We start from the raw sequence: 24,361 nt of genomic DNA on the forward strand, positions 1-24,361 counted from the left end.
CTGCGGGATTTTCGATAGCTGTTGCACGCGGACCCGCCTGACCTCTGAAAATCGCAGGTTCGTCCGGACGCGGGCCGGAAGCGACGTGCGGCATCCCTTCGGCCGTGGGCAGCGTCGGCAGTCAAACGGGCAGCCGATCTCTCGCGGCTGAACGTGTCTCATGCCGCGTGGTGGGCGGGCTTCCTTCCATCGAGCCCGCCCGCCCTCGTGTCACCTGGGGTGCTGAGGGCGGGCGGGCAGCCGTCACCGGCCCGCCGCCCCGCCGGGTCTACGGGCCGGGCGGCCCCTGCTCGCGGCCGGCCACGGGGCCGACCACGAGAGCTCATGATCTGTTCGCAGCCCGGTACGTCTCCCACAGTTCCCCGGCCGTCGTGCAGGCTGTGCTGTCCACCGCGCACGTCGCGCACCCGCCGCCACGGGCGATGTACGCCCGGTACGCCCGCTGTACCTTGTTGAACTGGCCCGCCGCAGCGACCCGCTGCAGGTGGCCGTAGCCGATCCCGGTGTCGACGAACTCGAAGCGGCTGCTCACGAGGATCGCCGCCGACGATGCGGTGAACGGTGGCCGCGGATCTCGATGTTGCAGTCGCTCACCTTGGACCAGTCGCCACTTGCTTCGGCTTTGGCGCGTTGCCGGGCAAGCGCCGCGCACACCTGACAGTCCGCTGCCGGCTCCGGCTGGTCCAGCGGTAGGGGCAGGCCGATGAGGCCGTCGTCCATGGTCGTCTGCTGCTTCATCCGAAAGCCTCCGCGGGGATTCGAGGTCCGCCGCCGGGGCCGAGTGCGGCGCCGAGGAGGACAGGATCGGTCAGGCGCCCTGAGCCGTCCGGCCGTTCGATCCATACGCGGCCACGTAGCGGGTACAGCACGGGCGGGCAGCGCAGGAGCCAGCCCCGGGGGCGGACGGTAATCGTGCAGACGTCGTCGAGGTTGTCGCCGAGGGTCGGCGGGAGCAGCCACCAGGCCATGCCCTGGCTGACGTCGGCCAGGACCGGGCCCCGCCGGACGGGCGGGATGCGCTTAACCGCGTCCATCGTGTGGGTGAGCGATGCTTCGGCCACCATCCAGTGACCGCCGACAGGGAACGCGCCGAGCTCATCCGCGTCCCACAGGGCTCGTATCTCGGCGGGGGTGTCGGCGCAGGACAGGAGCCAGTCCTGTCCTGCCTGCCGTGCGTACGGGGCAGGGCGTGAGTCCATGACCAAGACCGTAGGAACTCCGATTGCGCGGCCGCGCGCCGATTGCGCCGGATTGCTCGCGGTGCACGAGGTGTTGCTGCCGGTTGCTCACGACAGGTTCAACGCGGCCCGCGCCCGCCCGATCAGCCGGTGTGCCGACGCCCCGTGGACCGCGGACTCGGCCAGCCACTCCCACGCCCGCTCGTACAGGGTGAGGCTCTCCTCGTCGTCCAGCCACATCTCCGTGCTGAGCGTCTCGACGATGACCAACCGGCGGTCGTAGATCCAGAAGCCGTGCGAGGGGCTGCGGCGCAGTTGCGCCGAGAACGGCACGATGCCGAGTTCCACGGTGTCCAGGCCGATCAGGGAGACGAGCCGGTCCAGTTGGGCCGCCATCACCTCGCGCGGGCTCGTGAGGGCGTACAGGGCGCCCTCCCAGATGAGCATGCGGAAGGAGCGGCCCCGCTCGTACAGGGCGCCCTGGCGGCGTATGCGGGCCCGGACGGCGTCCTCGATGTCCATGCCGGGGATCTGCCGGAACGCGGCGTTGGCAGCGAACACGTGCCGGGCGTACTCGGCGGTCTGGAAGATGCCGGGGATCCGTACGACTTCAACGCCGCGGATCATCTGGGTCTGCTCGGTCTCGGCGACGGCCAGCTCCTGGCGAGCGCGGTGCCCATTGGCCAGCTGCCGGCGCATCGACCGGTACTGCGTCTCAAGACCGGTGAGCCGCCCGGACAGTTCGGCTGTGACGTCCGGCCGCCCGACAGCCTCGGCCCACAGCTTCAAGTCGTCGCTGCCCGGGGTCTGCTTGCCGTTCTCGAGGCGGCTCACTTTGGAGCGCTGCCAGCCAAGGCGCTCGGCGATGCCCTTGCCGTCCAATCCGGCCTCGGTGCGCAGCTCCCGAAGGCGCGCACCGAGGGCGACCCGGGCGGACTGGTAGTCGGTGCTCACACGTTGGAACGTACCCGCCTGGCGAAGTCGGCGGTACGGGTCGCGTAATGCCAGGCCGCATCCCGTGCCTGGCACGCGGCGAGGACCTCGGCCGGTTCCTCCGACACCGTCACCCCGAGCGTGGTGTCCGCGTCGTCGAAGACGAACCGCAGCAGGGTGCGCGAGTCGATGAGCCAGAAGTCGAAGTCCGGCAGGCCGAGCCGGACCGCGTCCGCGCGGAGCAGGTAGCGGACCTCGTCACCCGCAGAGACGTTGCTCGGCGCGCGGGCCAGGAGGAACTCCTGCCCCTCGGTGAGCGGCTCGTCGACAACCCGCACGCGGCCGAACCTCTTGCCCCGCGCTGTCTGCTCAGCGACGTTGCGGCGCCACGCGTCCGGCGGGTCGTGAGCGACGTCCTCGCCCGCCTGCCACCGCGCCCACGCTTCGCCGCTCCGGTCCGTTGCGTAGCCGCGCTGGGTCTCGAGTCGCCAAGCGGTGTGCTCGAAGTCCTCGAAGACGTGCGCGATCTCCTTGAAGGGGATCACCTCCGGCACGGGCTACTCCTTCGGCGCGAAGCGGGTGAGCAGCTCGCGCGGGATGACGACGAACGTCTCGGAGTCCTTCACGTCGCGTAGCTGCGCGAGGTGTTCGGGGTCGATGAGCTTGTCGCCCTGGACGACGATGTCGCCCGTCTCCTCGACCTCGTACAGGGTGGGGCAGTCACCGCCGTCGCTGGTGGTGCCGAGGAACCTGAGCGTCATGGCGTCCTCCGTGTCCGGTTGGAGATCCCAGGATGCGCGAGCTTGCTCGCCATCGCAGGTGGATTGCTCAGGATTGCTGAGCACGACCGAACGCCGCCGATTGCGCGCAACCGTGTCGCTCCGTACCGCAAAGGTGACTTCGTGTCACGGAAAGGAGACAACGTCCACATGCGGCGATGCAACAGAGCAACATCCCTCATCTGACCCTTTTATCCTTGGGGGGACCTTGCGTACCAAGCCCGCGATTGCGACGACGGCAGTCGCGCTCAGTTTTCTGTTCGCCGGTTGCGGCGGTGGCATCAGCGCCGCGCCCGAGCAGGCGGCGACTCCCTCGACCTCGGCGTCAGCAAGGCCCAGCACCGGTACCGCGACCAAGGTTCACGCCTGGGCAGAGGCTGGCGGCTTCGATTCCCTTGACACCCTCACGAAGAGTCTGCGGCAAGTGGAGAAGGACTCGGACCCAGTGAACCTGGCAGCACTACAGACCAGCTGCGCGCAGCTCACCGCAGACGTCGAAGCGATTGCGCAGGAAGACCCGATGCCGGACGACAAGCTGGCCGCGCGCTGGAAGCTGGCACTGGATCACCTGGGGAAGTCTGCCTCCGCCTGCACGGTGGGTGCGAACAGCGAGGATCAAGCGTCGTTCGATCTGATGGCTGCCGAAATGTCCATCGGTAACGAGCACTTGGACGCCGTGGCGACTCGGATCAACGAGATCGCCGAAGCCTCGTAGGCTGCGGTGATGGATGCGATCAACTGGGGTGACACCCCTACGTGGTTGTGGGCCGTGTTCGCAGCGGCCGCCGCCGCGGTGTGGACGTTGAAGAGTCAGCGGGACCAGATCGACGAGCAGCGGGTTTTCATCGCCGAGCAGTCCGCCACGCTCGCGCTGGAGCGTGCTGCCCTGCGCGATGCCGCTGGGGACCGTCGACGGGCGCAAGCCGAGACGATCGAGTGGGACCCGACGGAGCGAGGGACGTCGTTGACCCTCACGAACCACGGTCGGTCTCCCGTCACGGACATGACCATGGACACCCCTATAGGCCGATCGAGCTCTGCGTTGTGTGGGGCAGCGAGGGCAGACGGACCGGCTTCGGGTTCGGGCTGGATCCCACCACGCACCCGTACGCGGTACCGGGAAGCGGGAAGCGGGTCGGCTGCCATCAGCCCGACTCGTCCGAACCCGTGGTCGCAATGTTCACCGACTACGCCGGCGTGCGATGGCGGCTCGACCAGCAAGGCAAGTTGGACGAGGTTCCGCCCACTCCCTAACCGCATAGAGGTTGCGGTGTGCTGTCCCTGACCTGCGGATGCTCAGGGTGATGGCACTCGTCTGGCACGCCTGGCAAGTGCAGGAGGGCGACGCGTCAGACCCCCGTACGGCCATGACGACTGCGCGAGGTGGCTAACCCAACTCATCGAACTGCTTGCAGGCGGCCGAGACACCGATCCGCACGTCTGGTACGCCCGAGCGCGCCCTTGTTTCGGCGCCTCCTGCGCTAGTAATGCAGAGCCATCGCGTGCACAGATGGGTATGGATGCGGGCTGCCCCGGGCGGGGTCATGCTGGCTGAATGGCTTCCCCGATGCCCGTGATCGTGTACCCGCCCGACGAGGAGGGCGGCCGGCGCGTCCGCGCCGACGGGGTGATCCTCGGCCGCGCGTTCTCGGTCCGGGACATCGTCGCGTTCCTACAAGAGGCCGGGCTCCAAGGCTGGGACGAGATGGACGTGGTCCGATCCGAGCGGATCGAGTGGCGCGGAGGCGGGCCCGAGGTCTGGACGACATGACGAAAGCCCCCGCTCGGCTATCAGCCCGAGCGGGGGCCATGCCCGTCCCCCTGCACGCGCAGGCCCGCCCGCGCCGTGCACGACCGGCCGATGAGCGGGTGGGTCAGAAGTCGGGGCAGATGTTCTTGTGCGCCACGTCGAGGATCTTTGCGGCCTTGGCGAGGCCGTGGCCCTCCGGGTGGGTGGGGCTGCTCCACCGCTTGTTGGTCTGATCGATCTGCTGGGTTTCGTCGCTGGGGAATCGCTTGAGGATGCCGCACGTGTCGATGCCGCGGCTCACCGCCTTGTCGTCCTTGCCGTGGACGATGTCGGTGTCGATGGCGTTCAGGCCCTTGAGGAAGGCCCGGCGTTGCGCGGCCTTGGGCGCGGGCGGGAGGCCGGCGGCTTCGAGCGCCTTGTCGAGGTCCGCCTGGCTGATCTTGCTCGGCGTCGCGGACGGCGTGGGTTTGGCGGCGGGCTTGGTGCCGGCGGCAGCCTTGGGCTTGGTGTCGCTGGAGTCGTTGCCGCCGCAGGCATTGACGACGCCGCCGAGGATGAACATCGCGAAGAGGACGCCGAAGATCTTCTTGTTGCGGCTGCGGCGCTGTGCCTCTTCGGCAGTGAGCTGTGTGTGCATGATCCCCCTGGGACGTTGTGCTTGAGGGACATCATGCGGCATGTGAGGGATTGATAAAGACGCAGGTCGCGCGGCGCCACGCGTTGTGAGCAGGGCGCCGAGGCGCAGTCGGAGCTTGTCGTCCTCTGACAGGTGATCTTGACCATTTGCCGGGCGAGTTCGACCGGTCGGGTCTGTGTCGGCACTGCCATCGATTCGGCAACTCAGTGGCCGCATGTCAGAACTGGGTGGTAGGTATCGGCTGTGGATACCAATGACTCCCGCCTGCCATCTGTCGATCACCCTGCCGAGATCGCTTTCAGACGCGGGTGCCAGGCCCTGAACACGGGGGACCGGGAACGCGCACGCAGCCTGTTCGAGGAGGCAGTTGGCGGTTCCGGCCCGCAGATGCTCTGGCACGTGGCCGAGGCATGCCTGGAAACCGACCAAAGCGCATTCTGGATGAGTCGGGCCGTGGTCTCGGAGAGCGAGCCGGGCGGCATCACGGTAGACCCGGGCGCGCTACGCATTCTGGGGGGCAACGGCGATATGTTTCAACAGCACTGGGAGATCGCCGTCGAGTCGAACGACCCGGCCCGTGCGGTCGCGGCGCTCACCGCCGCGCAACGCCGCCTGGGGTGCGTGCTCGAGGACGGCCGCGAGCTCTCGCCGGAGGAGGCCGACGACGTCATGGCCGACATCGACCTCTACAGCCCCAACTACGTCGCCGTCGACGACACGGTCCCCCGGGTGTGGATGGACTGCAAGGGCGGGATGTTTCCGCACATGGCCCGCACCGCGCTGCGCATCGTGGCAGACGAACTGCGCAAGGCCGGGGTACGGCACGCACACCTGTTCACCCGTCCCGCATCGCACCCGTCAGGCAGCTAGTGCTCTGACCATATGGGTTCGCCGCGTTGGTGGTCACGGCGGTTGGATGTGCGGTGACGTCCGTCCGATCGCCGGGGGTGTGTTGGCTGATCCTGTTCGTGTGCGCAGGTTGTCCGACCAGGAGGGCAGAAGCTGCAGCGGATCGTGCGCCGGGGCAGCACCAGTACGGTGCGCTATCGGCGGGCGATGACGCTGCGGGCCTCGGCCGGCGGGAACCGGGTGCCGGTGACCCTGAGCGCGACGCCAAGCTCGACCGCATTGAGCACGTCCTGGACCGCTTCCCTGACCGCGTGTTCGCGTTCGACGAGTTCGGCCCGCCCGGCATCCGCCCCACCGCCGGATCGTACTGGGCCCGGGCCGGCCACCCCTAGCGGCATCCCGCGACCTACCACCGCACCCACGGTGTCCGGTACTTCCACGGCTGCCACTCCGTCGGCGACGACACCTTGTGGGGCGTCAACACTTCGGACCGCTGCGGCAGTTCACCGTCGCCCACTCCAACCACCGCGACCACACGGTCCAGACCCGGGCCCTGCACGCCTACCTGCGGCGGCGCAACAAGAACGCCCGTCACCCCGACGTCCTCGCCGCCCAGCGGAAGTAGCGTGCTCGCATCCGCAGCGAGAGGGGCATCCGTTGGGGCGGACGATCGCTCGCCGCGTGATCAGTCGCTGACGTTCAACGTCGTGTACTCCTGCACGCCGAGCCCGGCCAGCACGGAACGAACCCGTTCCAGTGCCACCCCGCGATCGAGGCTTCCCTCGATCTCCAGGTCGAGATGACAACGTCCCATCCCGCTGCCCGCGCCCGTGATCTCCCCGGCGGGGCCAAACGCAGCGTCCAACGCTTCCTCGACCTCATCTCGGTCGATGGGCAGACCGGCAAAGACGATCTCGACGAACATCGCGTTCCTCCCCTTTGGCCCGGCGAACCATACCGGTCACGGCACTGGCGGATTTCGCTGGGAACCCGGGCGAGCAGGGTGCGGGTCTCCGCAACGACACGGTCGCTGAATACGGCGTCACGCACCTGGGCGGAACCGAGCATGGGCTTGCCGTTCTCGTCGTAGTACGCCCCTGACTGATGCGACTGGCCCGTCAGCACCCCGGCGAGAAGCCGAGCGGCACGCTTCGGGCTTCGGCGGAGATGTAGCGCGCGCCGCGGAAACCGGCGGTGACCGCGGGCTTGCGCTCCGGATCCTCGACGCCCGAGCAGGTGAAGACGACGTTCGCACCGTCGGGCAAGTGGGGAATGAGCGCCTCCGTCAGGGTGAACGGTCCGAGGTGGTTGGTCGTGAAGGCGAGGTCCCAGCCCTGCGCGGTCCGGTCGGTGCGGGACGTCATGATGCCTGCGTTGTTGAGAAGGCCGGCAAGCGGCCACGACCACCGAACCGGTGACCCATGCGGTCACAGCACTGGCGACGACCGCCGACGGGGCCGGGCACCGCTGGACGACCGTCGGCGGTGGCAGAACGGACTTGCCGCGGGCCTTGCGTCGGTCGGTACGGACCCGGGGCCCACGACGCGGAGGATCTCGCCGGCGGAGTGCGGGTCCTTGTCCGTGATCGCCACGGCAGGAACTCGCCGTGGCGATCCAGTGATCCAGCAGGCCGATGCCGACGATGTGATGTGACACAGAAGGACATCTGCGAGGCCACGGGGTACACCCGCCGGCAGGTCCGCCGCATCGTGCTCGTCGGCGAGACCGAGACGGCCACCGAGCCCTGACAGGCGGGGCGGCCATCTCACATTCATGTCACGGCCCTGCCGCTATGCAGCGGCAAAAGCCCAGGCCGACGGGACCCCGGCGGTCGATCGGAGCAGCATGCGGACACCATGGACGGCTCTTAGAGTCGAAGCATGGACCTGCCGGTGATGCCGCCCGTGAAGCCGATGCTCGCCAAGTCCGTGGCGAAGATCCCGCCGGACATGCACTACGAGGCGAAGTGGGACGGCTTCCGGGCCATCGTGTTCCGCGACGGCGACGAGGTGGAGATCGGCAGCCGCACCGGCAAGCCACTGACCAGGTATTTCCCTGAGCTCGTCGAGGCGCTGTCGGAGCGGTTGCCGGAGCGCTGCGTGATGGACGGGGAGATCGTGATCGCCAGGGACGGGCGGCTCGACTTCGACGCGCTCTCGGAGCGCATCCACCCGGCGGACTCGCGGGTGCGGATGCTGGCCGAGAAGACCCCCGCCTCTTTCGTGGCCTTCGACCTGCTGGCGCTGGCCGACGAGTCGCTGCTCGACGTTCCGCTGGGCGACCGGCGCACGCTGCTGGTGGCGGCGCTGTCCGGGGTGACCGCGCCGGTGCATGTGGCGTCGGCGACCAAGGACCGCGAGGTGGCGCAGCGCTGGTTCGAGCAGTACGAGGGGGCGGGGCTCGACGGGGTCATGGCTAAGCCGCTCACGCTGCCCTATCTGCGGGACGAGCGGGCCATGTACAAGATCAAGCACGAGCGGACGGCGGATGTCGTCGTCGCCGGATACCGCTTCCACAAGAGCGGACCCGTCGTGGGGTCGCTGCTGCTCGGCCTGTACGACGCGGGCGGCACGCTCCAGCACGTGGGCGTGAGCGCCGCGTTCACGATGAAGCGGCGTGAGGAACTGGTGGAGGAACTGGAGCCCCTGCGGCTGGAGGACGCCGCGGATCATCCGTGGGCGGCCTGGGCGCGGGAGTCGGCGCACGAGACGGCACGGTTGCCGGGCGCGCCCAGCAGATGGTCGGCGAAGAAGGACCTGTCCTGGATCCCGATCCGGCCCGAGCGGGTGGCCGAGGTGGCGTACGACCACATGGAGAACGGCGTACGGTTCCGCCACACGGCCCGCTTCCGCCGTTGGCGCCCCGACCGCACCGCCGAAAGCTGCACGTACGCACAACTGGACGAGCCGGTCGGCTACGACCTCGCGGAGATCTTGGGCCCGCCGGACTGACCCGGCGAACTGACCCGTCGGACGCGGAACAGCCCCCCTCCGCGGTTCCGTTTCACCCTGCCCGGATCTTCCCGGCGAGCCGATCAACTCGGTCGACGCGCGCAATCAGAAACGAACGGGTATGGCCACCGATGAACTGATGAGCGCACAATCGATGGCACGGGACAGGTGGCACGGTGGGCATGCGAGAGATGGTGCGGATGAGGCGCGGCGCATGGACGGCGGCGCTGCTGGCCGTCACGGTGACGGGCTCCCTGATCACGGGCTGCACCTCGGGGGGCGGAGCGACCGACGACGGCCGGGGCCGTTCCCCGAGTCGGAGCCAGAGCCCGAGCGACAGCGGGAACGGCCGCCCCGACGTCGGCTCGGTGCTCGCGGTGAAGATCGACAATGTGCCCGGGGCCCGCCCCCAGACGGGGCTCGACGCGGCGGACGTGGTGTACGCGGAACAGGTCGAGGGCGGTCTGAGCCGGCTGATGGCGGTCTTCGCGAGCACGCTGCCCAAGGCAGTCGGACCCGTGCGCAGCGCCCGCGAGTCGGATCTGGAACTGCTGAGACAGTTCCACGAGCCGACGCTCGCCTTCTCCGGGGCCCAGCGCAGATTGCTGCCGCTGATCGACGACGCGCCGTTGAATCCCGAGCCGCCGGGGAAGGTGTCCGGCGCCTGGTACCGGGGCGCGGGCAAGGCCGCGCCGCACAATCTGTATCTGCATCCGCAGCGACTGGTGGGCTCCGCGCCGGGCGAGGCCGCGCTGACCACGGGATTCCGTTTCGGTGCGGCGCCCACGGGCGGCACCCCCGAGACCTCCCGCACGGTCCGCTTCCCGTCCGCGCGCTTCACCTTCACCTGGTCCGCCCAGCGCGGGCGCTGGCTGGTGGCCATGGACGGAACGCCGACGGTGACGACCGACGGCACCTCGGTGACTCCGGCGACGGTGGTCATCCAGTACGTGAAGGTGCGCAGCTCCAAGTACCACGACGTCCTCGGCAACAACTCGCCCTACACGGAGTCGGTGGGCTCCGGCACCGCGCAGGTCCTGCGCGACGGCCGCGCGTTCGACGCGAACTGGACGCGGCCCGACGCGGCCGACGGCACACGGTTCACGGCCCCGGACGGCACGCCGATGAACTTCGCGCAGGGCCAGGTGTGGGTGGTCTTCGCCAAGGCGTGAGACGTCAGGCGGGTTCCGGGGCGGGTTCCGGCGCCCACCGGCCCCGCGTTCGCGCCACGTGCCGGTCCCGGATCCGGGGCCGGCCCGCGTCCACGCCACAACCGACCCCATCTCCGGAGCCGTGCCCACCCGGCCGCCTCGCCTCACCTCGCCCCGCCGGGCAGCCCCTGGTGCTCCGCGCCGAGGGGCTCCGCGGGGTTGCGGAGCCCCTCGGCGGCGTCCGAGACCCGCTGGATGAGGTCGAAGAAGACGGTCTGTTCCGCGGCGGAGAGGGGGGCGAGGAAGACCTGGTTCATACGCGCGGTGCGGACGGTCAGTTTGCGGTGGACGCGCAGCCCGTCGTCCGTGAGGCGGAGCAGGAAGCGCCGCCCGTCCTGCGGATCGCGCACCTTGTCGAGCAGCGAGCGGCGCCCGAGCCGGCTGATGACCTCGGCGATCGTGGACCGGTCGAGCCCGACCCGCTCCCCCACCGTGCGCTGGTCGAGGCCGGGCTCGGCGACGAGCGCGTTCAGGACCGCGAACTGGGGCGAGGTGATCTCCTCGGAGACCATCGTGTTCCACAGCAGGTAGTGCGCCTGCTGCAGTCGCCGGGCCAGGTGCCCGGGGTGGGTGGAGAGGTCCACCGCGGCCATGTGCGCTCCTCGGGTCCGGTACGCGCCGGTGACCGCGCCGCACCAGGGTCGTATGCGTTGATGCATCGAAGTCGATGCAGTGGAGTCGATGCAGTGGAGTTGATGCATCGACTTCGTTCGTGCACTGAACGATACCCGTCCACCCGGTCGGCCGCCCCGGCCTCAGAGAACCTCCACGATCCCCCGAAATTAGCCCCCATCTGGGGTCTTGACTGCCCTGAGTTCGGGTGGCAGCGTGTCGAGGGCCCCGGGAGAATTAGTCAGTGCCCTGATTAATTTCGGGCGCTGGACACTCGGGAGAGATGAGGCTTCACGGATGGACAAGGTGGTCGCCACGGCGCTGGAGGCCGTGGCCGATGTACCGGACGGCGCGACGCTCGCGGTCGGCGGATTCGGTCTCAGCGGTGTACCGAACGTGCTGATCGAGGCGCTCCACGAGCTGGGCGTCCATGGGCTCGGGGTGGTCTCCAACAATTGCGGGGCCATGGACTCCGGGCTCGCGACCCTGCTCGCCGCCGGACGCGTCGCCCGGGTCACCGGCTCGTACATCGGCGGCAACAAGGAGTTCGCCCGGCAGTACCTGGCCGGCGAGCTGGAGGTCGAGATGATCCCGCAGGGCACGCTGGCCGAGCGGCTGCGCGCGGGCGGCGCGGGGATCCCCGCCTTCTACACACCCGCCGGGGTCGGCACGCAGGTCGCCGACGGCGGGCTGCCGTGGCGGTACGACGGCCGGGGCGGCGTCACACTGGCCTCCCCGGCGAAGGAGGTGCGCGAGTTCGACGGCACCCCGTACGTCCTGGAGCACGGCATCCGCACCGACTTCGCCCTGGTACGGGCCGCGAAGGGCGACCGGCACGGCAATCTCGTCTTCAACAAGTCCTCCCGGAACTTCAACCCGCTGGCCGCGATGGCCGGCCGGGTGACGATCGCCGAGGTCGAGGAACTCGTGGAGCCGGGCGGGATCGATCCGGACGCGGTGCATCTGCCGGGCATCTTCGTCCAGCGCGTCGTGGCCCTGACCCCCGAGCAGGCGCGCGCCAAGATGATCGAGAAGCGGACGGTCTCGCCGTCCGCGGCGGACGGAACGGTGAGCGAGTAATGGCCTGGAGCAGGGAAGAGATGGCCGCCCGCGCCGCGCGTGAACTCACGGACGGCCAGTACGTGAACCTCGGCATCGGTCTGCCGACGCTGATCCCCAACCACCTCCCCGCGGGCGTCGAGGTGGTCCTGGAGTCGGAGAACGGCATCCTGGGCACCGGTCCCTACCCGGCCGATGACGAGGTCGATCCCGATCTCATCAACGCCGGCAAGGAGACCGTCACGGTCCTGCCGGGCGCCTCCTACTTCGACTCGGCGCTCTCCTTCGGGATGATCCGCGGCGGGCACATCGATGTCGCCGTACTCGGCGCGATGCAGGTCTCGGCCGGCGGCGACCTGGCCAACTGGGCCGTCCCCGGAAAGATGATCACCGGCATCGGTGGCGCGATGGACCTCGTCCACGGCGCCCGTACGGTCATCGTCGTGATGACCCACACCGCCAAGGACGGCTCGCCCAAGATCCTGCGGGAGTGCGAACTGCCGCTCACCGGAAAGGCGTGCGTCAACCGGATCATCACCGACCTGGGCGTTCTCGACGTCACCGCCGAGGGCCTCCTCCTGGTGGAGACCGCGCCGGGTGTCACCACCGGTGAGATCGCGGCGAGGACCGCCGCCGAGGTCGTCGTCGCGGAGGGGACCGGTTCATGAAGGACCTCCGCATCGCCGCCGCTGTCCGGACGCCCGTCGGCAGGTACGTCGCCACCCTCTGTATCGGCGTGGGCCAGGGCCTCGCCCTCGTCCTCGAACGCTAGGAAGTCGACCATGGCTCTGACTCAGTCGGACATCGACGTCGAGATCAAGGATCTCCAGGACGCGTACGACAAGGCGGTGGCCGGCGGCAAGCCCGTACGCCACCACCCCGCGCGCGACTACCCCCCGTACCGCAGTTCCCGGCTGCGACACCCGAAGCAGCCGCTGGTCGCGGTGAGCGGCGGCGACCCGGAGACGGTCGAGCTCTCGGGCCCGGTCTTCGGGGTCACCGACATCACCGAGATCGACAACGACCTCACCCTGCAGCACCGGGGCGAGCCGATCGGCGAGCGGATGACCGTCTCGGGCCGGCTGCTCGACCGCGAAGGCCGTCCGGTACGCGGCCAGCTCATCGAGATCTGGCAGGCCAACGCCGCGGGACGGTACGCCCATCTGCGCGAGCAGCATCCGGCTCCGCTCGACCCCAACTTCACAGGTGTGGGACGCACCCTGACGGACGATCAGGGCCGGTACGCCTTCACCACCATCAAGCCGGGACCCTACCCGTGGGGCAATCACGCCAACGCGTGGCGGCCCGCCCACATCCACTTCTCCGTGTTCGGCACGGCGTTCGCCCAGCGCCTGGTGACCCAGATGTACTTCCCCGGCGACCCGCTGTTCCGCTACGACCCGATCCTGCGGTCCGTGACGGACGAGGCGGCCCGCGACCGGCTGATCGCCTCCTACAACCACGATCTCTCGCGGCCCGAGTTCTCCATGGGCTACGAGTGGGACATCGTCCTCGACGGTCCCTCCGCCACCTGGATCGAGGAAGGCCGTCGATCATGACCGAGCGCTTGCTCCCCACCCCCTCCCACACCATCGGCCCCTTCTACGGCCACGCGCTGCCCTTCCCTGGCTGCGGGGACGTCGCACCCCAGGGCCACCCCGACACGATCACCCTGCACGGCCGTGTCCACGACGGGGCGGGCGCGCCGGTCCCCGACGCCCTGCTCGACTTCTGGCAGGCCGGGCCCGACGGCTCCCTGAAGGGCGCCCCCGGCTCCATGCGCCGCGACCCGTCCACGGGCGGCTTCCTCGGCCGCAACGGCGTCGACTTCACGGGCTTCGGCCGGGTCGCCACCGACGCCGACGGCCACTACGCGCTGCGCACGCTGCCGCCGGGGAACGCCGGACTGCCGTACATCGGCGTGTGCGTCTTCGCACGCGGTCTGACACACCACCTGTTCACCCGCGCCTATCTGGCCGACGGCACGGACCCGCTGCTCGACGCGCTGCCGGACGAGCGGCGCGCCACGCTGATCGCGGCCGAGGGCGCGCCGCGGACGTACCGTTTCGACATCCGCCTTCAGGGCGAAGGCGAAACGGTCTTCCTGGAGTTTCAGTGACAGCTGCCGACCCCGTCGCCTCCGACACCGGTCTGCTCGCTCCCGGCCGGGCGGGTTCCCCGGCGTCGGACGCGACGAGCGACACCGCGTATCTGCGGGCCCTGCTCGACGCGGAGGCCGCGCTCACCCGGGCCCAGGCGTCACTGGGGCTGGCCCCGGCCGGGGCCGCGACGGCGGTGTCCCTCGTGGCCGACAGCGCGGACTTCGACGTCACCTCGATCGCGTTGCGCGCCCGGGGCGGCGGCAACCCGGTGATTCCCCTGGTCGCGGACCTGACGGCCGCCGTCGCCGCCGAGTTCGGCCCGTACGTCCACCGGGGCGCCACGAGCCAGGACATCCTGGACTCGGCCGCGATGCTCGTCGCGACCCGCACCCTGGACCTGGTCCTGAGCGACCTGGACCGGACCGGGCGGGCGCTGGCCCGGCTCGCGGCGGAACACCGGGACACCGTGTTGCCTGGACGCACGCTCACCCAGCACGCGGTGCCGACGACCTTCGGGCTGAAGGCGGCGGGGTGGCGGTCGCTGGTGCTCGACGCCAGGGACCGGGTCCACGCCGTACGGCTCTCCCTGCCCGCCCAACTCGGCGGCGCGGCAGGCACCTTGGCCGCTTTCACCGCTTTCGGCGCGGACGACACCAGGGCCCTGACCAACGCGTACGCCCGCGAACTGGGCCTCGCCGAACCCGAATTGCCCTGGCACACGCTGCGTACGCCGATCGCGGACCTGGCCGGAGCGCTGGCGTTCACGGCCGGCGCGCTCGGCAAGACGGCCGTCGACGTACTCACCCTCTCGCGCACCGAGATCGGCGAGCTGGCCGAGGGGTCCGGTGGCGGTTCGTCCGCGATGCCGCACAAGGCGAACCCGGTGCGGGCCACTCTCGTGGCCGCCGCCGCCCGGCGCGCTCCGCTGCTCGCGGCCACGCTGTACGGCGCGATGGCGGCCGAGGACGAGCGGCCGGCCGGGGCCTGGCACGCCGAGTGGGAACCCCTGCGCGATCTGCTCCGGCTGGTCGGCGGGGCGGCACGTGACGCGGCCGAACTGGCCGAAGGACTAAGGGTGAACGCCGAGGCCATGCGCGAACACCTGGGCCTCACACACGGGTTGATCGTGTCAGAGCGGCTGGCCGCCGAACTCGCACCGGTGCTCGGCCGGGCGGGCGCGAAGGAGCTGCTGACACGAGCCGCCGAGCGGGCCGTCGTCGAACGGCGCCCCCTCGCGGACGTGCTCGGCGAGGAGCCCGGCCTCAAGGACCTCCCGGGTGTCGAACTCGCCGGCCTCACCGACCCGACCCGCTACACGGGCTCCGCCGGAGTCCTCACCGACCGTGCTCTGGAGCGACGTTGACCGTGAACCTGCTCAACCACCGCGTCGAGGGATCCGCCACCGCTCCCCCACTGCTCCTCGGGCCCTCGCTCGGGACGTCGTACGCCCTGTGGGACAAGATCGCGCCCGAACTGTCCGTCACCCACCGGGTGGTGCGCTGGAACCTGCCCGGGCACGGGGGCTCCCCGGCCGACCTGATCGGCCCCGGGGCGACGGTCGCCGACCTGGCCGCGCTCGTGCTGGAACTGGCCGACTCCCTGGGCATCGAGCGATTCGCGTACGCCGGTGTGTCACTGGGCGGCGCGGTGGGCCTGCATCTGGCGGTCCACCACCCCGAGCGGCTCTCGTCCCTCGCCGTCATCTGTTCCTCGGCGCATTTCAACGGGTCGAAGCCGTGGGAGGAGCGGGCCGAGCTGGTCCGCCGCGAAGGCCTCGGGCCCGTCGCCGCGACCGCCGACACCCGCTGGTTCACCGCCGGTTTCACCGTGCCGGAGCTGGTCGAGGACCACCGTGCCGCCGATCCGCGGGCGTACGCGGCCTGTTGCGACGCCCTGGCCGCGTTCGACATCCGCGACCGGCTGGCGTCGCTCAGCGTACCGACGCTGCTGATCGCCGGGCGCGAGGACCCCGCGACGCCGCCCGCGCATCTGCGGGAGATCGCGGACGCTGTGCAGGGCGCGGCGCTCGTCGAGATTCCGGGCGCCTCGCACCTCGCGCCCGCGCAGTGCCCGGAGGCTGTGCTGACGGCCCTGCGGGCGCACTTCTCGGCAGGGGGTGGCCGGCGCGGGATGGAGGTACGCCGTCAGGTTCTCGGCGACGAGCACGTGGACCGTGCGCAGGCGCGCCAGACCCCGTTCACGGCACGGTTCCAGGACTTCATCTCACGCTACGCCTGGGGCGAGATCTGGACCGATACGACGCTGACCCGCCGCGAACGCAGCATGATCACGCTGACCGCGCTGGTGGCGCACGGCCACCACGACGAGTTGGCGATGCATGTCCGCGCGGCGCGGCGCAACGGGCTCACGCCCGAGGAGATCGGCGCGGTGCTGCTGCAGACGGCGGTCTACTGCGGTGTCCCGGCCGCCAACTCGGCCTTCTCGGTGGCCCAGCGGGTGCTGGCGGAGGAAGCCGCGGAGGACGGCCCCCATTCGGACTGACGGCGGGAGGCGGGTCGCCTCGCGGCGCCGGGCGAGGATGGTGTGCCGACGAGGCGGGGCGGCTTGCGAGCTGGACGGGAGAGCTTACGGGCACGGCTCCCCCGGTCGCCGCCCCGCTCCTCCGGACCGGCTTTGGACGCACCCCCAGGCCCCGCTCCCCGAACGCGGGCAGCGGGCAGCGGGCAGCGGGCAGCGGGCAGCGGGCAGCGGGCAGCGGGCAGCGGGCAGCGGGCAGCGGGCAGCGGGCAGCGGATCATGCCGTGGCCCCGTGCCGGGCGGCCGGCTAAAGACCCGCCAGGGCCGCGCCCGCCTTCGCCACCAGGCCGTCCGCCCCGCAGGTGCGCGCCAGTGTCAGGCCCTTGTTGAGTTCCGTCACCGAGCGGGACACGATGCCGTACTCGATACGGGCCGCCGCGTGTTCGTACTGACAGGGGGAGGCTTCCAGGTAGGCGACCGCCTGGGATGCCAGCCGGACCGCGCGCTGGCCGGTTTCGAGGGCGGCGGCGCAGCGGAGCGCTTCACCGATCGCCGTGTCGGTACCGAACCGCTCGGCATGGCGTCGGGCGTCACCGGCCAGGGTGGCGGCCCGTGACGGGTCCTCGGTGGCGAGCGCCCTCGCGAGGTCCACGGCCCAGGGTGCGAGCACCGTGTTGTGGTGACCGCGGGCGGCGGCGGCCTTCTCCGCCGCCTCCAGTTCGTTGATGCCCTCCTTCGTGCGCCCGACGGCGAGCAGCAGGCGGCCGCGCACCGAGCGGGTGTCGGGAAGGACGATGGTGGAGGGGTACGGAGGTGCGAAGCCGTAGCGATCGGCGATCTCCGCGGCCTGCTCGACGTGTCCCCGGGCCAGCAGGGTGTCGATGAGCCCGCAGGTCGCCGACCAGTAGAGCGGCAGTCCGCGCCCGACCCGCTCCGCGAGGCGCAGCGATTCGCGCTGGTAGTGCTCCGCGTCGGCGAGGCGGCCGCGCCTGCGGTGGGCGAGTCCGAGGTAGGCGTTCGCCAGGGAGAGGTGACCGCCGCTCCAGCCCGCCTTCACATAGGCGTGCAGGGCCTCGCTGAACAGGCTCTCGGCCCGGTCGAGCCGGTCCGCGTAGGCGTACGCGCTGCCCAGCATGAGGAGGAGTTCGACGCCCCACTCGGTGTCGGTCCAGGCGAGTCCGGGTGCGAGACGGCCGTTGACGAGGGCCTGATCGCAGAATTCCACGACCTCCTCGGCGTTCTCGCCGCGGGTCATCGCGTCGAAGCCGCGCAGTATGAGAAGGGCGCGCTCGGAGTTGTCGCGCCCGGTACAGGTCGTGACGAGTTCCGCGAGACCGCTGGAGTGTCCGGCGCGTTCCTCGCCCGCGTGGATGCCCTCCCACATGTAGTGCACGGCCTGGAGCCGCATCCGGGCGGGTCCCGGTTCGAGCCGGTCGACCTCTGCGTCGACCGTGCGGACGGCTTCGTCCAACTGGTTGTTGTGGAGCAGCGCTTGGGAGAGCCGGAACACGGCGTCCACCCGTTCCGTGTCCTCCAGGCCGGGCCGTTCGAGCGCGGCACGCAGATGGCTGATGGTCGTGGACGGCGCGGTCAGGAGCGTGGCGCAGCCCAGCTCGTAGAGCACGCGCGCGTGCACCTCGGGAAGCGGCGGCTCCTTCAGAGCGCGCTCCAGACAGCGCCGGGCCGCGTCCGGGGCGCCCACGGCGAGGTGTTCGCGGGCCGCGTCGCGCATCTGCTCGACGAGTTCGGGATCGTCGTCCGGATGCACTTCGAGGAGGTGACGGGAGGCCGCGGCCGCACCGCGTCCGGACTCGGTGACCGCCCAGGCCGCCTGACCGTGCATCGCCGTGCGCAGGGCGTCCGGGATCGAGCGGTAGACCGCTGTCGCGATCAGCGGGTGCACGAACTCCAGGTCACCGTCCGGCCGGTGGCCGTTCTCGGATCCGGCCGCCGTCAAGATACGGGCCGCGCCCAGCAGTTCGGCGCAGCGGGAGGCCTCGTCGTCCGGCATGCCGGCGAGTTGGGCGGCGAGGTCGAGGGAGATGCCGGTGCCGAGAATGGCGGCCGCCCAGGCGAAACGGGTGGCGTCGATGCCGAGGCCTTCGAGGCGGGCGACGAGTCCACGGCCACGGGCGGAACGGTTCAGGTCGCGCAGCTCTGCGGCCGAGCCCTCGCCCGGCTCCAGTTCGCTGTCCTGGACCTTGGCGAGGAGTTCGACGGTCTCGTACGGGTTGCCGCCGGTGACCGCCCACACCTCGCGGCAGAAGGGCGCGTCGGCGTGCTCGCCGAGCGTGGCCCGGGTGAGTCCCTCGGTGGCGGCCGGGGTCAGCGCGCTCAGGGTGGAGATCGGACCGGCCGCGTCTGCCACGACGTCGAGCAGCCGGGCGCTCTCGCCGGTGACCCCGCCGGGCCTGCGGGCCACCACGACGAGGACGGACAGGTCGTCGAGACGCTCGGCGAACGCGGCGAGCCAGCGCAGGGTCTCCTGGTCGGCCCAGTGCGCGTCGTCGATGAGCAGGACGAGCGGCCAGTCCCGCTTCGCCAGCCGCCGCACCGCGGCGACCAGGCCGTCACAGACGCCCTGCGGGTCGGGCTGCCGGTCTCCTGGCTCGGCTATGCCCAGCGCGGGGCCGGCGATGTCGTACCAGTCGCCCAGATATTCGCGTGCCTCCTCCGGAAGCAGCGAGACGAGGGCCGGCTGGAGCAACTGCCGTACGACGTTGAAGGGGACGGACGTGACGGTCTCGCCGCCGCGCGCCGACCACACCGCGCAGCCCCTGCTCTCCGCGATGCGGCGCGTCTCGGCGAGGAGGGCCGTCTTGCCGAGCCCCGCCTCGCCGCTGAGCACCAGCAGGGTGCCCGAGGTCGCGGAGTCCGCGCGCAGCGCGGTGATCGCCTCCTCTAAGGTGGCGACCTCCTCATCGCGCTCCCACAGGGAAGCCGAGGCGACCGTTCCGGGCCGTGCCTCCGTCATCCCGCTACCTCCCCAGGTCGCCCAAACGACGTAACTGCAATGAGCCTAGCCTCCTGGAAGGCACGGTGGAGGCGGGACCCGGCAGCAGTTGCCGGGACGAGTGACGGCGATGTCGCGAAGGCGACGCCACCGGATGCCGGACGGTCCCGGGTGAAAGGTGTCGACAGTCAACTGCGCGGAAAATAAAGGTAATGTCCCGCCTTCGTTCGCGCCGCCGGGCCGGGGATCGACCGGCCCTCGCACACCTGAGGAGGGACCGGCACGAGCGCCCCCGCGCGCGACCGTGACCTGCGCGCCCTCCGTTCCGGTGCTCCCGCGGAACCCCGCTCGCCGGCTCCGCGGGCAAGTTCGCCGCCCGGTACGAGTTCGGCGTCACGGCTCCTGCGCGGATGGTCGTCGCGGACCGCCTCATCACCCTGGAGGGCGGCCGCCGGCCCGAGGCGCACATGAGACGTACGCGCTCTTGGCACTGGCGTTCTTCATCCGTCCGGTGGAGGTGTCGACGTCCTGGCCATGCCCGCGCCGGGTCCCGGAGCGGTCCCCGGGCGATCCCCGGGCGACTCTGGCGGGCCTCCGGCCGGCGTCGGAGGGAGCCCCTCTCATCCGCTTTTCACCCTGGACTCATACGGTTGGCCCATGACGCAGGTGACTCCCCCCGGCTGGTATCCCGACCCCGGGCAGACAAGTGACGCTCCCGCCACCGAGCGCTGGTGGGACGGTAAGGCATGGACGGACCAGATCCGCCCCGTCGGGTCGGCGGCCGTATGGGGTCCACCGGCATACCCGCCGGAGGCGGGACCGTATCCGCCGCACGCCCCGGCCGGCCCGCGGCGCGGGCTGCGCACGGGCATAGCCGTCGTGGCGGCGATCGCCGTCCTCGCGGGCATCGGCGGCGTCGTGTACGCGGTGACCAACGACAGCGGGGGCGGCGGCAGCGCGGCTTCCCGGGGCCCCTCCGGGCCGGACGGCCAGGGCGGACCGGGCGGCGGCCGGGGCGGCTCGGGCGGTCCGAGCGGTGCGCCCGGCGACTCCGGAGGCTCCGGAGGTGGCGGACAGACGCCGGCACCGGGCACGTCGGGTCAGCCGCAGACCGAGGACGGCTACGCCACGGACGTCTACAACGGCATCAGCATCCCGGTCCCGGACGGCTGGACCGGCCGGAACGGCGCGGGCACCGCCGCGGTCTCCACCAAGGATGCCTACAAATGCCCTGGTGACACCACGCAGAACTGCCAGCGCGGCGGCGCCTACTCGGCTCCGGCGACGGCGCAGAAGCTGAAGTCCACGACGGCGGAGGCGGCGGCCAAGGAGGACATCCCCAAGAACGCCGCCGAGTCGTACGGCAAGGGCTACGGCTCGATCACCTCGCACACGCAGCTCGCCTCCAAGGCGGTCACGGTGGCCGGTGAGAAGGGCTATCTGGTCCGCTGGAAGGTCGTGACGAGCAAGGGCGACGACGGTTACGTCGAATCGCTCGTCTTCCCGTCCCCCGCCGACCCCGCCGCGCTCGTCGTCGTCCGCTTCGGCGTCGACGTCAGCTCCAAGGCCCCCCGGCTGTCGGTCATCGACACGATCACCAAGGGCATCAAGGTGGCGCCCGGGACCGGCGGCAACGGACAGAACGTCTAGGACCGCCACCGCCGCGCATCCCGGACATGGATCGGCCGGGTGGAGCGCCCCTCCGCTCAAGGGGAACCCCACCCGGCCGGGGGGTGCGCGCCGCCCCCGTCCCCACGGTGCGGCGCGTTACAGGCCGATGTCCGGTCATCCCACGGACGGCGGCCTGAGTATCAGGCGAGGCCCAGCGTCGGCAGCACGACCGCCTCCACGAACCGTGTGAGATATGCCGCGTCCGCGTACTGACCCTCCAGGAGGGGGCGCACCCGCAGAACGCCGAGCATCTGTGCCGGGATGAACTCCAGTGCCGGGTGACCGGCGGCGACCTCGCCGCGCTCCACGCCGCGGCTGACCATCTGCCGCAGCTCGGCGACCTCGGGTTCGACGAGAGCGTCGCGGAGCGCCTGCTGGAGCTCCTTGTCCTGCATCACGGCGTTCCCGAGGCCCTGCAGCAACTGCGTGCTGTCCCTGGCCGACCATTCGCCGGCGGCCCTGGCGGCCTCTCGCAGGTCCCCGGCGAGCGAGCCGGTGTCGATCCCCGTGAACCGCGGACAGCGGTTGTTGCGCAGCGCGGCGGCCACGAACTGGGGCTTCGTCTTCCACTGCCGGTAGAGCGTGGACTTGCTGCACCGGGTGCTGGCGGCGACGCCCTCCATGGTGAGCGCCTCGTATCCGCACTCCCGGATCTGTTCGAGTACGGCGTCGTAGAACTCCTGCTCACGCTCGGGCGTGATCTTGGAGCGGCGCGAGGCGACGACCGTCTCCGGTCCGTCCGCGGCCTGCGACGTCATGGCGCTTCTCCTCGCTCGATCCGGCTCACACCGGTGCGGTCTTGCGCTCAGTGTAATCGATACGCGAGGGTACCGGTACGCCTCCGTATCGGTACCCTCGCGTATCGGTACACTGCCGTATCGATGAGCCTCGGACAGGATCCACCCCTCCCCACGGAGGCCGAGTGGATCCTGTCCTGGGCTCACCGCGCACCGACCGACACGAGACCGTCAGCAAGGGGGCCGGGGGATGGATTCCCGAACCGAGCCTGCAGAGTCCGCATCCGAGTCCGCCTCGGAACCGGAGCCGCCCGACGCGGCCATACCCGCGACCGCGTCACACGACGCGCCCGCCCGGGCGCACCCGCACGCGGACCCGGACGACACCGCGGCGCGCCCGCCGCTCCTGCGCGAGCTGCTGCTGGTCGCCGGCCTCTTCGCCGTCTACAAGGCCGGCCGCCTGCTGGCCACCGGCCACACCGACGAGGCCTTCGCCAACGCGCACCGAGTCTGGGGCTGGGAACGGTCCCTGCGCATGCCCGGCGAGGGCGCCGTACAGGCCACGCTGTTGCACGGCGACACACTCGTGCACATCGCGAACACCTACTACGCGGCCGTCCACTTCCCGGCCACCGTCGCCTTCCTGGTGTGGCTGTACCTGCGACGCCCCGGTCACTACGTCTGGGCCCGCCGGGTCCTCGCCCTGGTCACCGCCGCCGCCCTGGTCGGGCACCTCGCGTTCCCGCTCGCACCGCCGCGGCTGCTCGCCGAGGCGGGTCTCGTCGACACCGGCCAGGTGTACGGGCCCACGGTGTACGGGGCCCACCCCGCGGCCGACGCGCTCGCGAACCAGTTCGCGGCGATGCCGTCGCTGCACTTCGGCTGGGCGCTGATGGTCGCGATCGGCCTGATCACGGCGACCCGGTCGCGCCTTCGTGTGCTGTGGCTGCTGCATCCCCTGCTCACCCTGCTGGTGATCGTCGGCACCGCGAACCACTACTGGCTCGACGCGATCGTCGCGGCCGCGCTGCTCTGCGTCGCCCTCGCCGTGGTCCGTCCGCCGCACCGGACGGTGACGGCCGTGGGGTCCGGCCGGGCGCGCGAGCGCGCCGAGGTCCCCGTGCGGGATCTGCCCGAACTCGTGGGAGCGGGGCGATGAACCCGACGCTCACCGCCGTCGTCCTGTCCCTCTTCTCCGCCGTCGCGTACGCCTCCGCGGCGGTCGCCCAGGAGCGGCTGGCCGCCCGGTCGGCAGGCTCCGGCACACTGCGCCTGCTGGCCCGCGGTGCCTGGTGGTGGTCGGTGGCGCTGAACGCCGCGGCCGCGCTGCTGCACGTCGCGGCCCTCAAGTACGGAACTCTCACGCTGGTCCAGCCGCTCGGGGCGCTCACGCTCGTGGCGGCGGTGCCGCTGGGCGCGCGGATCGCCGGACGGCGGGTCAGCTCGGTCGAGTGGCGCGGTACGGCGCTCACGCTGACCGGCCTCGCCGCGCTGCTCGTCACGGCGTCCGGGCCCGCGCCGGACGATGTGCTGAGCCTGCCGCAGGCGTTGGCCGTCGCGGGAACGACCGCCGTGGTCATCGGCGGGCTCTCACGGGGTGCGCGGCCGGGCCTGCGGCACGCCACGGCCTCCGGGTTCGCCTCTGGCGTCGCGTCGGCCCTCACCCAGACCGTCACGGTGGCCGCCACGGACCGTTCGGACCCGCCGCTGAGCGCCCAAGTCGTCGTGGTGGCGCTGCTCGTGGCCGTCTTCGCTGCGGGCGGGCTGCTGCTGTCGCAGACCGCCTACCAGGGCGGACTCGGTGCCCCGCTGGCCGTCGTGACGCTCGCCAACCCGCTTGCCGCGGCGGCGATCGGGCTTTCGCTGCTCGGCGAACGTCTCCAGGGCGGCGCGGCGGGCCTGCTGCTCGCGCTCACGGGGGCGTCGATCGCCGGATGGGGCGTGGTGACGCTGTCCCGCTCGGCACCGGAGTCGGCCGCGGCCCCGATGGACGCCGCGCCGGACATCCTCGTGGACGACGACCACCCGGTCGCCGCGGTGCTGGCGCTCGAACCGGGATCGGCGGCTTGCGAACCCTCGTTGGCGCCCCGGCAACCCAACTCGGGCCATCTCACGTCGCTGTAGGACCAGGCGGCTCGCGCCTCTGCGACGAGCGGGCTCGTGCGACCGCGAAGAACGGGCCCCTGGCCGCGAGAAGCCGGCTCGCACGACCGAACGGGCCGGCTCGTGTAACGTCCACCGGCACGTGAAGAGCCGGTTCACAAGCCCGGGGAGGACCGGTTCACAAGCCCGAGAAGACCGGCTCGTGTCACCGCCGGGGACAAGCGAGAAGGGGGGGGGCGGGGCGGGGCCCCCCCCCCCCCCCCGGCCCCCCCCCCCCGGCCGCCCCCCCCCCCGGGGGGCCGCGCCGGGGCGCGGGGGCGGGCGCGGGGCCGCCCGCCCCCCCCGCGCGCGACCGCCC

Annotated in this window: 25 protein-coding genes and 2 pseudogenes; 15 read left to right on the forward strand and 12 right to left on the reverse strand. The window is 71.2% G+C overall.

The window, feature by feature from the left end:
• Positions 1-322 precede the first annotated feature (322 nt).
• The 6 genes from ACFYW8_RS25530 to ACFYW8_RS25555 form a co-directional block, all read right to left on the reverse strand.
• Positions 323-532, reverse strand: a complete 210-nt coding sequence (locus tag ACFYW8_RS25530; RefSeq protein WP_389080364.1) for a hypothetical protein — start codon at positions 530-532, stop codon at positions 323-325.
• On the reverse strand, positions 529-738 hold the full coding sequence (locus tag ACFYW8_RS25535) for a hypothetical protein (protein ID WP_389080367.1): 210 nt from the start codon (positions 736-738) through the stop codon (positions 529-531). The genes ACFYW8_RS25530 and ACFYW8_RS25535 overlap by 4 nt, the downstream gene beginning before the upstream one ends.
• Positions 735-1,199, reverse strand: a complete 465-nt coding sequence (locus ACFYW8_RS25540; protein ID WP_389080370.1) for a hypothetical protein — start codon at positions 1,197-1,199, stop codon at positions 735-737. Before ACFYW8_RS25540 ends, ACFYW8_RS25535 begins: the two co-directional genes overlap by 4 nt.
• Positions 1,200-1,286: 87 nt before the next feature.
• On the reverse strand, positions 1,287-2,132 hold the full coding sequence (locus ACFYW8_RS25545; RefSeq protein ID WP_389080373.1) for a helix-turn-helix domain-containing protein: 846 nt from the start codon (positions 2,130-2,132) through the stop codon (positions 1,287-1,289).
• Positions 2,129-2,665, reverse strand: a complete 537-nt coding sequence (locus tag ACFYW8_RS25550) for a DUF6879 family protein (RefSeq protein ID WP_389080376.1) — start codon at positions 2,663-2,665, stop codon at positions 2,129-2,131. The genes ACFYW8_RS25545 and ACFYW8_RS25550 overlap by 4 nt, the downstream gene beginning before the upstream one ends.
• Before the next feature lie 3 nt (positions 2,666-2,668).
• Positions 2,669-2,872 carry a hypothetical protein gene (locus ACFYW8_RS25555; protein ID WP_389080379.1) on the reverse strand — a complete coding sequence of 68 codons (204 nt, stop codon included), beginning with the start codon at positions 2,870-2,872 and terminating at the stop codon, positions 2,669-2,671.
• 226 nt (positions 2,873-3,098) lie between these two features.
• Between ACFYW8_RS25555 and ACFYW8_RS25560 the strand changes: the two genes are divergently transcribed.
• Together ACFYW8_RS25560 and ACFYW8_RS25565 are read left to right on the forward strand one after the other, a co-directional pair.
• The gene (locus ACFYW8_RS25560; protein ID WP_389080382.1) at positions 3,099-3,605 is read left to right on the forward strand and encodes a hypothetical protein; all 507 of its coding nucleotides are present in this window, start codon (positions 3,099-3,101) and stop codon (positions 3,603-3,605) included.
• 840 nt (positions 3,606-4,445) lie between these two features.
• A complete protein-coding gene (locus ACFYW8_RS25565) occupies positions 4,446-4,661 on the forward strand; it encodes a hypothetical protein (protein WP_389080385.1) in 216 nt (71 codons plus the stop codon).
• 103 nt (positions 4,662-4,764) lie between these two features.
• Here ACFYW8_RS25565 and ACFYW8_RS25570 read toward each other — a convergent pair whose 3' ends face one another.
• The gene (locus ACFYW8_RS25570; protein ID WP_389080387.1) at positions 4,765-5,277 is read right to left on the reverse strand and encodes a hypothetical protein; all 513 of its coding nucleotides are present in this window, start codon (positions 5,275-5,277) and stop codon (positions 4,765-4,767) included.
• A 243-nt stretch (positions 5,278-5,520) separates the two neighbouring features.
• Between ACFYW8_RS25570 and ACFYW8_RS25575 the strand changes: the two genes are divergently transcribed.
• Together ACFYW8_RS25575 and ACFYW8_RS25580 are read left to right on the forward strand one after the other, a co-directional pair.
• A complete protein-coding gene (locus ACFYW8_RS25575) occupies positions 5,521-6,147 on the forward strand; it encodes a hypothetical protein (protein ID WP_389080390.1) in 627 nt (208 codons plus the stop codon).
• Between the two features lie 82 nt (positions 6,148-6,229).
• Positions 6,230-6,751: pseudogene (locus ACFYW8_RS25580) on the forward strand (hypothetical protein).
• A gap of 60 nt (positions 6,752-6,811) precedes the next feature.
• On the opposite strand, the gene ACFYW8_RS25585 reads toward ACFYW8_RS25580, so the two are convergent.
• Together ACFYW8_RS25585 and ACFYW8_RS25590 are read right to left on the reverse strand one after the other, a co-directional pair.
• The gene (locus ACFYW8_RS25585; protein ID WP_389080393.1) at positions 6,812-7,051 is read right to left on the reverse strand and encodes a hypothetical protein; all 240 of its coding nucleotides are present in this window, start codon (positions 7,049-7,051) and stop codon (positions 6,812-6,814) included.
• Positions 7,052-7,244: 193 nt separating this feature from the next.
• A pseudogene (locus ACFYW8_RS25590) lies at positions 7,245-7,508 on the reverse strand (hypothetical protein); the annotation flags it as partial.
• Positions 7,509-8,006: 498 nt separating this feature from the next.
• On the opposite strand from ACFYW8_RS25590, the gene ACFYW8_RS25595 reads away from it, so the two are divergent.
• Together ACFYW8_RS25595 and ACFYW8_RS25600 are read left to right on the forward strand one after the other, a co-directional pair.
• Entirely contained in the window at positions 8,007-9,077 is a 1,071-nt protein-coding gene (locus ACFYW8_RS25595) for an ATP-dependent DNA ligase (RefSeq protein ID WP_389080396.1), read from the forward strand.
• 182 nt (positions 9,078-9,259) lie between these two features.
• Entirely contained in the window at positions 9,260-10,249 is a 990-nt protein-coding gene (locus tag ACFYW8_RS25600) for a DUF3048 domain-containing protein (protein ID WP_389080398.1), read from the forward strand.
• Between the two features lie 143 nt (positions 10,250-10,392).
• Here ACFYW8_RS25600 and ACFYW8_RS25605 read toward each other — a convergent pair whose 3' ends face one another.
• Complete coding sequence (locus ACFYW8_RS25605; RefSeq protein WP_365869653.1) at positions 10,393-10,881, reverse strand: MarR family transcriptional regulator; 489 nt, start codon at positions 10,879-10,881, stop codon at positions 10,393-10,395.
• A gap of 316 nt (positions 10,882-11,197) precedes the next feature.
• Here ACFYW8_RS25605 and ACFYW8_RS25610 point away from each other — a divergent pair, with 316 nt between their 5' ends.
• The 6 genes from ACFYW8_RS25610 to pcaD all read left to right on the forward strand — a co-directional run bounded on the left by ACFYW8_RS25610 (position 11,198) and on the right by pcaD (position 16,563).
• Positions 11,198-11,980, forward strand: a complete 783-nt coding sequence (locus tag ACFYW8_RS25610) for a CoA transferase subunit A (RefSeq protein ID WP_389080402.1) — start codon at positions 11,198-11,200, stop codon at positions 11,978-11,980.
• On the forward strand, positions 11,980-12,627 hold the full coding sequence (locus tag ACFYW8_RS25615) for a CoA transferase subunit B (protein ID WP_389080406.1): 648 nt from the start codon (positions 11,980-11,982) through the stop codon (positions 12,625-12,627). Before ACFYW8_RS25610 ends, ACFYW8_RS25615 begins: the two co-directional genes overlap by 1 nt.
• A 114-nt stretch (positions 12,628-12,741) precedes the next feature.
• Positions 12,742-13,518, forward strand: coding sequence for a protocatechuate 3,4-dioxygenase subunit beta (pcaH, locus tag ACFYW8_RS25620; RefSeq protein ID WP_389080409.1), 777 nt, complete (start codon positions 12,742-12,744; stop codon positions 13,516-13,518).
• Positions 13,515-14,078: a protocatechuate 3,4-dioxygenase subunit alpha gene (gene pcaG / locus ACFYW8_RS25625; RefSeq protein WP_389080412.1), complete on the forward strand. Its 564-nt coding sequence runs from the start codon at positions 13,515-13,517 to the stop codon at positions 14,076-14,078. Before pcaH ends, pcaG begins: the two co-directional genes overlap by 4 nt.
• Positions 14,075-15,424 carry a 3-carboxy-cis,cis-muconate cycloisomerase gene (gene pcaB, locus ACFYW8_RS25630; protein WP_389080415.1) on the forward strand — a complete coding sequence of 450 codons (1,350 nt, stop codon included), beginning with the start codon at positions 14,075-14,077 and terminating at the stop codon, positions 15,422-15,424. The genes pcaG and pcaB overlap by 4 nt, the downstream gene beginning before the upstream one ends.
• Entirely contained in the window at positions 15,421-16,563 is a 1,143-nt protein-coding gene (gene pcaD / locus ACFYW8_RS25635) for a 3-oxoadipate enol-lactonase (RefSeq protein WP_389080418.1), read from the forward strand. The genes pcaB and pcaD overlap by 4 nt, the downstream gene beginning before the upstream one ends.
• A gap of 283 nt (positions 16,564-16,846) precedes the next feature.
• On the opposite strand, the gene ACFYW8_RS25640 is transcribed toward pcaD, so the two are convergent.
• Positions 16,847-19,513, reverse strand: a complete 2,667-nt coding sequence (locus tag ACFYW8_RS25640) for an ATP-binding protein (RefSeq protein ID WP_389080421.1) — start codon at positions 19,511-19,513, stop codon at positions 16,847-16,849.
• 636 nt (positions 19,514-20,149) lie between these two features.
• Between ACFYW8_RS25640 and ACFYW8_RS25645 the strand changes: the two genes are divergently transcribed.
• The gene (locus ACFYW8_RS25645; RefSeq protein WP_389080424.1) at positions 20,150-21,142 is read left to right on the forward strand and encodes a DUF2510 domain-containing protein; all 993 of its coding nucleotides are present in this window, start codon (positions 20,150-20,152) and stop codon (positions 21,140-21,142) included.
• A gap of 161 nt (positions 21,143-21,303) precedes the next feature.
• Here the strand turns inward: ACFYW8_RS25645 and ACFYW8_RS25650 are convergent, their stop codons facing one another.
• On the reverse strand, positions 21,304-21,921 hold the full coding sequence (locus ACFYW8_RS25650) for a TetR/AcrR family transcriptional regulator (protein ID WP_365869644.1): 618 nt from the start codon (positions 21,919-21,921) through the stop codon (positions 21,304-21,306).
• Between the two features lie 229 nt (positions 21,922-22,150).
• Here ACFYW8_RS25650 and ACFYW8_RS25655 point away from each other — a divergent pair, with 229 nt between their 5' ends.
• Together ACFYW8_RS25655 and ACFYW8_RS25660 are read left to right on the forward strand one after the other, a co-directional pair.
• A complete protein-coding gene (locus ACFYW8_RS25655) occupies positions 22,151-23,059 on the forward strand; it encodes a phosphatase PAP2 family protein (RefSeq protein ID WP_389080427.1) in 909 nt (302 codons plus the stop codon).
• Entirely contained in the window at positions 23,056-24,024 is a 969-nt protein-coding gene (locus ACFYW8_RS25660; protein WP_389080429.1) for a hypothetical protein, read from the forward strand. Before ACFYW8_RS25655 ends, ACFYW8_RS25660 begins: the two co-directional genes overlap by 4 nt.
• Positions 24,025-24,361 lie beyond the last annotated feature (337 nt).

It is taken from the genome of Streptomyces sp. NPDC002742 (assembly GCF_042888885.1).
Classification (GTDB): Bacteria; Actinomycetota; Actinomycetes; order Streptomycetales; family Streptomycetaceae; genus Streptomyces.

Excerpts from the sequence above, each read along its gene's own strand:
- ACFYW8_RS25535 (WP_389080367.1), bottom strand. The coding sequence starts at position 738 with ATGAAGCAGCAGACGACCATGGACGACGGCCTCATCGGCCTGCCCCTA.
- ACFYW8_RS25540 (WP_389080370.1), bottom strand. The coding sequence starts at position 1,199 with ATGGACTCACGCCCTGCCCCGTACGCACGGCAGGCAGGACAGGACTGG.
- ACFYW8_RS25555 (WP_389080379.1), bottom strand. The coding sequence starts at position 2,872 with ATGACGCTCAGGTTCCTCGGCACCACCAGCGACGGCGGTGACTGCCCC.
- ACFYW8_RS25565 (WP_389080385.1), top strand. The coding sequence starts at position 4,446 with ATGGCTTCCCCGATGCCCGTGATCGTGTACCCGCCCGACGAGGAGGGC.
- ACFYW8_RS25570 (WP_389080387.1), bottom strand. The coding sequence starts at position 5,277 with ATGCACACACAGCTCACTGCCGAAGAGGCACAGCGCCGCAGCCGCAAC.
- ACFYW8_RS25585 (WP_389080393.1), bottom strand. The coding sequence starts at position 7,051 with ATGTTCGTCGAGATCGTCTTTGCCGGTCTGCCCATCGACCGAGATGAG.
- ACFYW8_RS25595 (WP_389080396.1), top strand. The coding sequence starts at position 8,007 with ATGGACCTGCCGGTGATGCCGCCCGTGAAGCCGATGCTCGCCAAGTCC.
- ACFYW8_RS25600 (WP_389080398.1), top strand. The coding sequence starts at position 9,260 with ATGCGAGAGATGGTGCGGATGAGGCGCGGCGCATGGACGGCGGCGCTG.
- ACFYW8_RS25605 (WP_365869653.1), bottom strand. The coding sequence starts at position 10,881 with ATGGCCGCGGTGGACCTCTCCACCCACCCCGGGCACCTGGCCCGGCGA.
- ACFYW8_RS25610 (WP_389080402.1), top strand. The coding sequence starts at position 11,198 with ATGGACAAGGTGGTCGCCACGGCGCTGGAGGCCGTGGCCGATGTACCG.
- ACFYW8_RS25615 (WP_389080406.1), top strand. The coding sequence starts at position 11,980 with ATGGCCTGGAGCAGGGAAGAGATGGCCGCCCGCGCCGCGCGTGAACTC.
- pcaH (WP_389080409.1), top strand. The coding sequence starts at position 12,742 with ATGGCTCTGACTCAGTCGGACATCGACGTCGAGATCAAGGATCTCCAG.
- pcaG (WP_389080412.1), top strand. The coding sequence starts at position 13,515 with ATGACCGAGCGCTTGCTCCCCACCCCCTCCCACACCATCGGCCCCTTC.
- ACFYW8_RS25640 (WP_389080421.1), bottom strand. The coding sequence starts at position 19,513 with ATGACGGAGGCACGGCCCGGAACGGTCGCCTCGGCTTCCCTGTGGGAG.
- ACFYW8_RS25645 (WP_389080424.1), top strand. The coding sequence starts at position 20,150 with ATGACGCAGGTGACTCCCCCCGGCTGGTATCCCGACCCCGGGCAGACA.
- ACFYW8_RS25650 (WP_365869644.1), bottom strand. The coding sequence starts at position 21,921 with ATGACGTCGCAGGCCGCGGACGGACCGGAGACGGTCGTCGCCTCGCGC.
- ACFYW8_RS25655 (WP_389080427.1), top strand. The coding sequence starts at position 22,151 with ATGGATTCCCGAACCGAGCCTGCAGAGTCCGCATCCGAGTCCGCCTCG.
- ACFYW8_RS25660 (WP_389080429.1), top strand. The coding sequence starts at position 23,056 with ATGAACCCGACGCTCACCGCCGTCGTCCTGTCCCTCTTCTCCGCCGTC.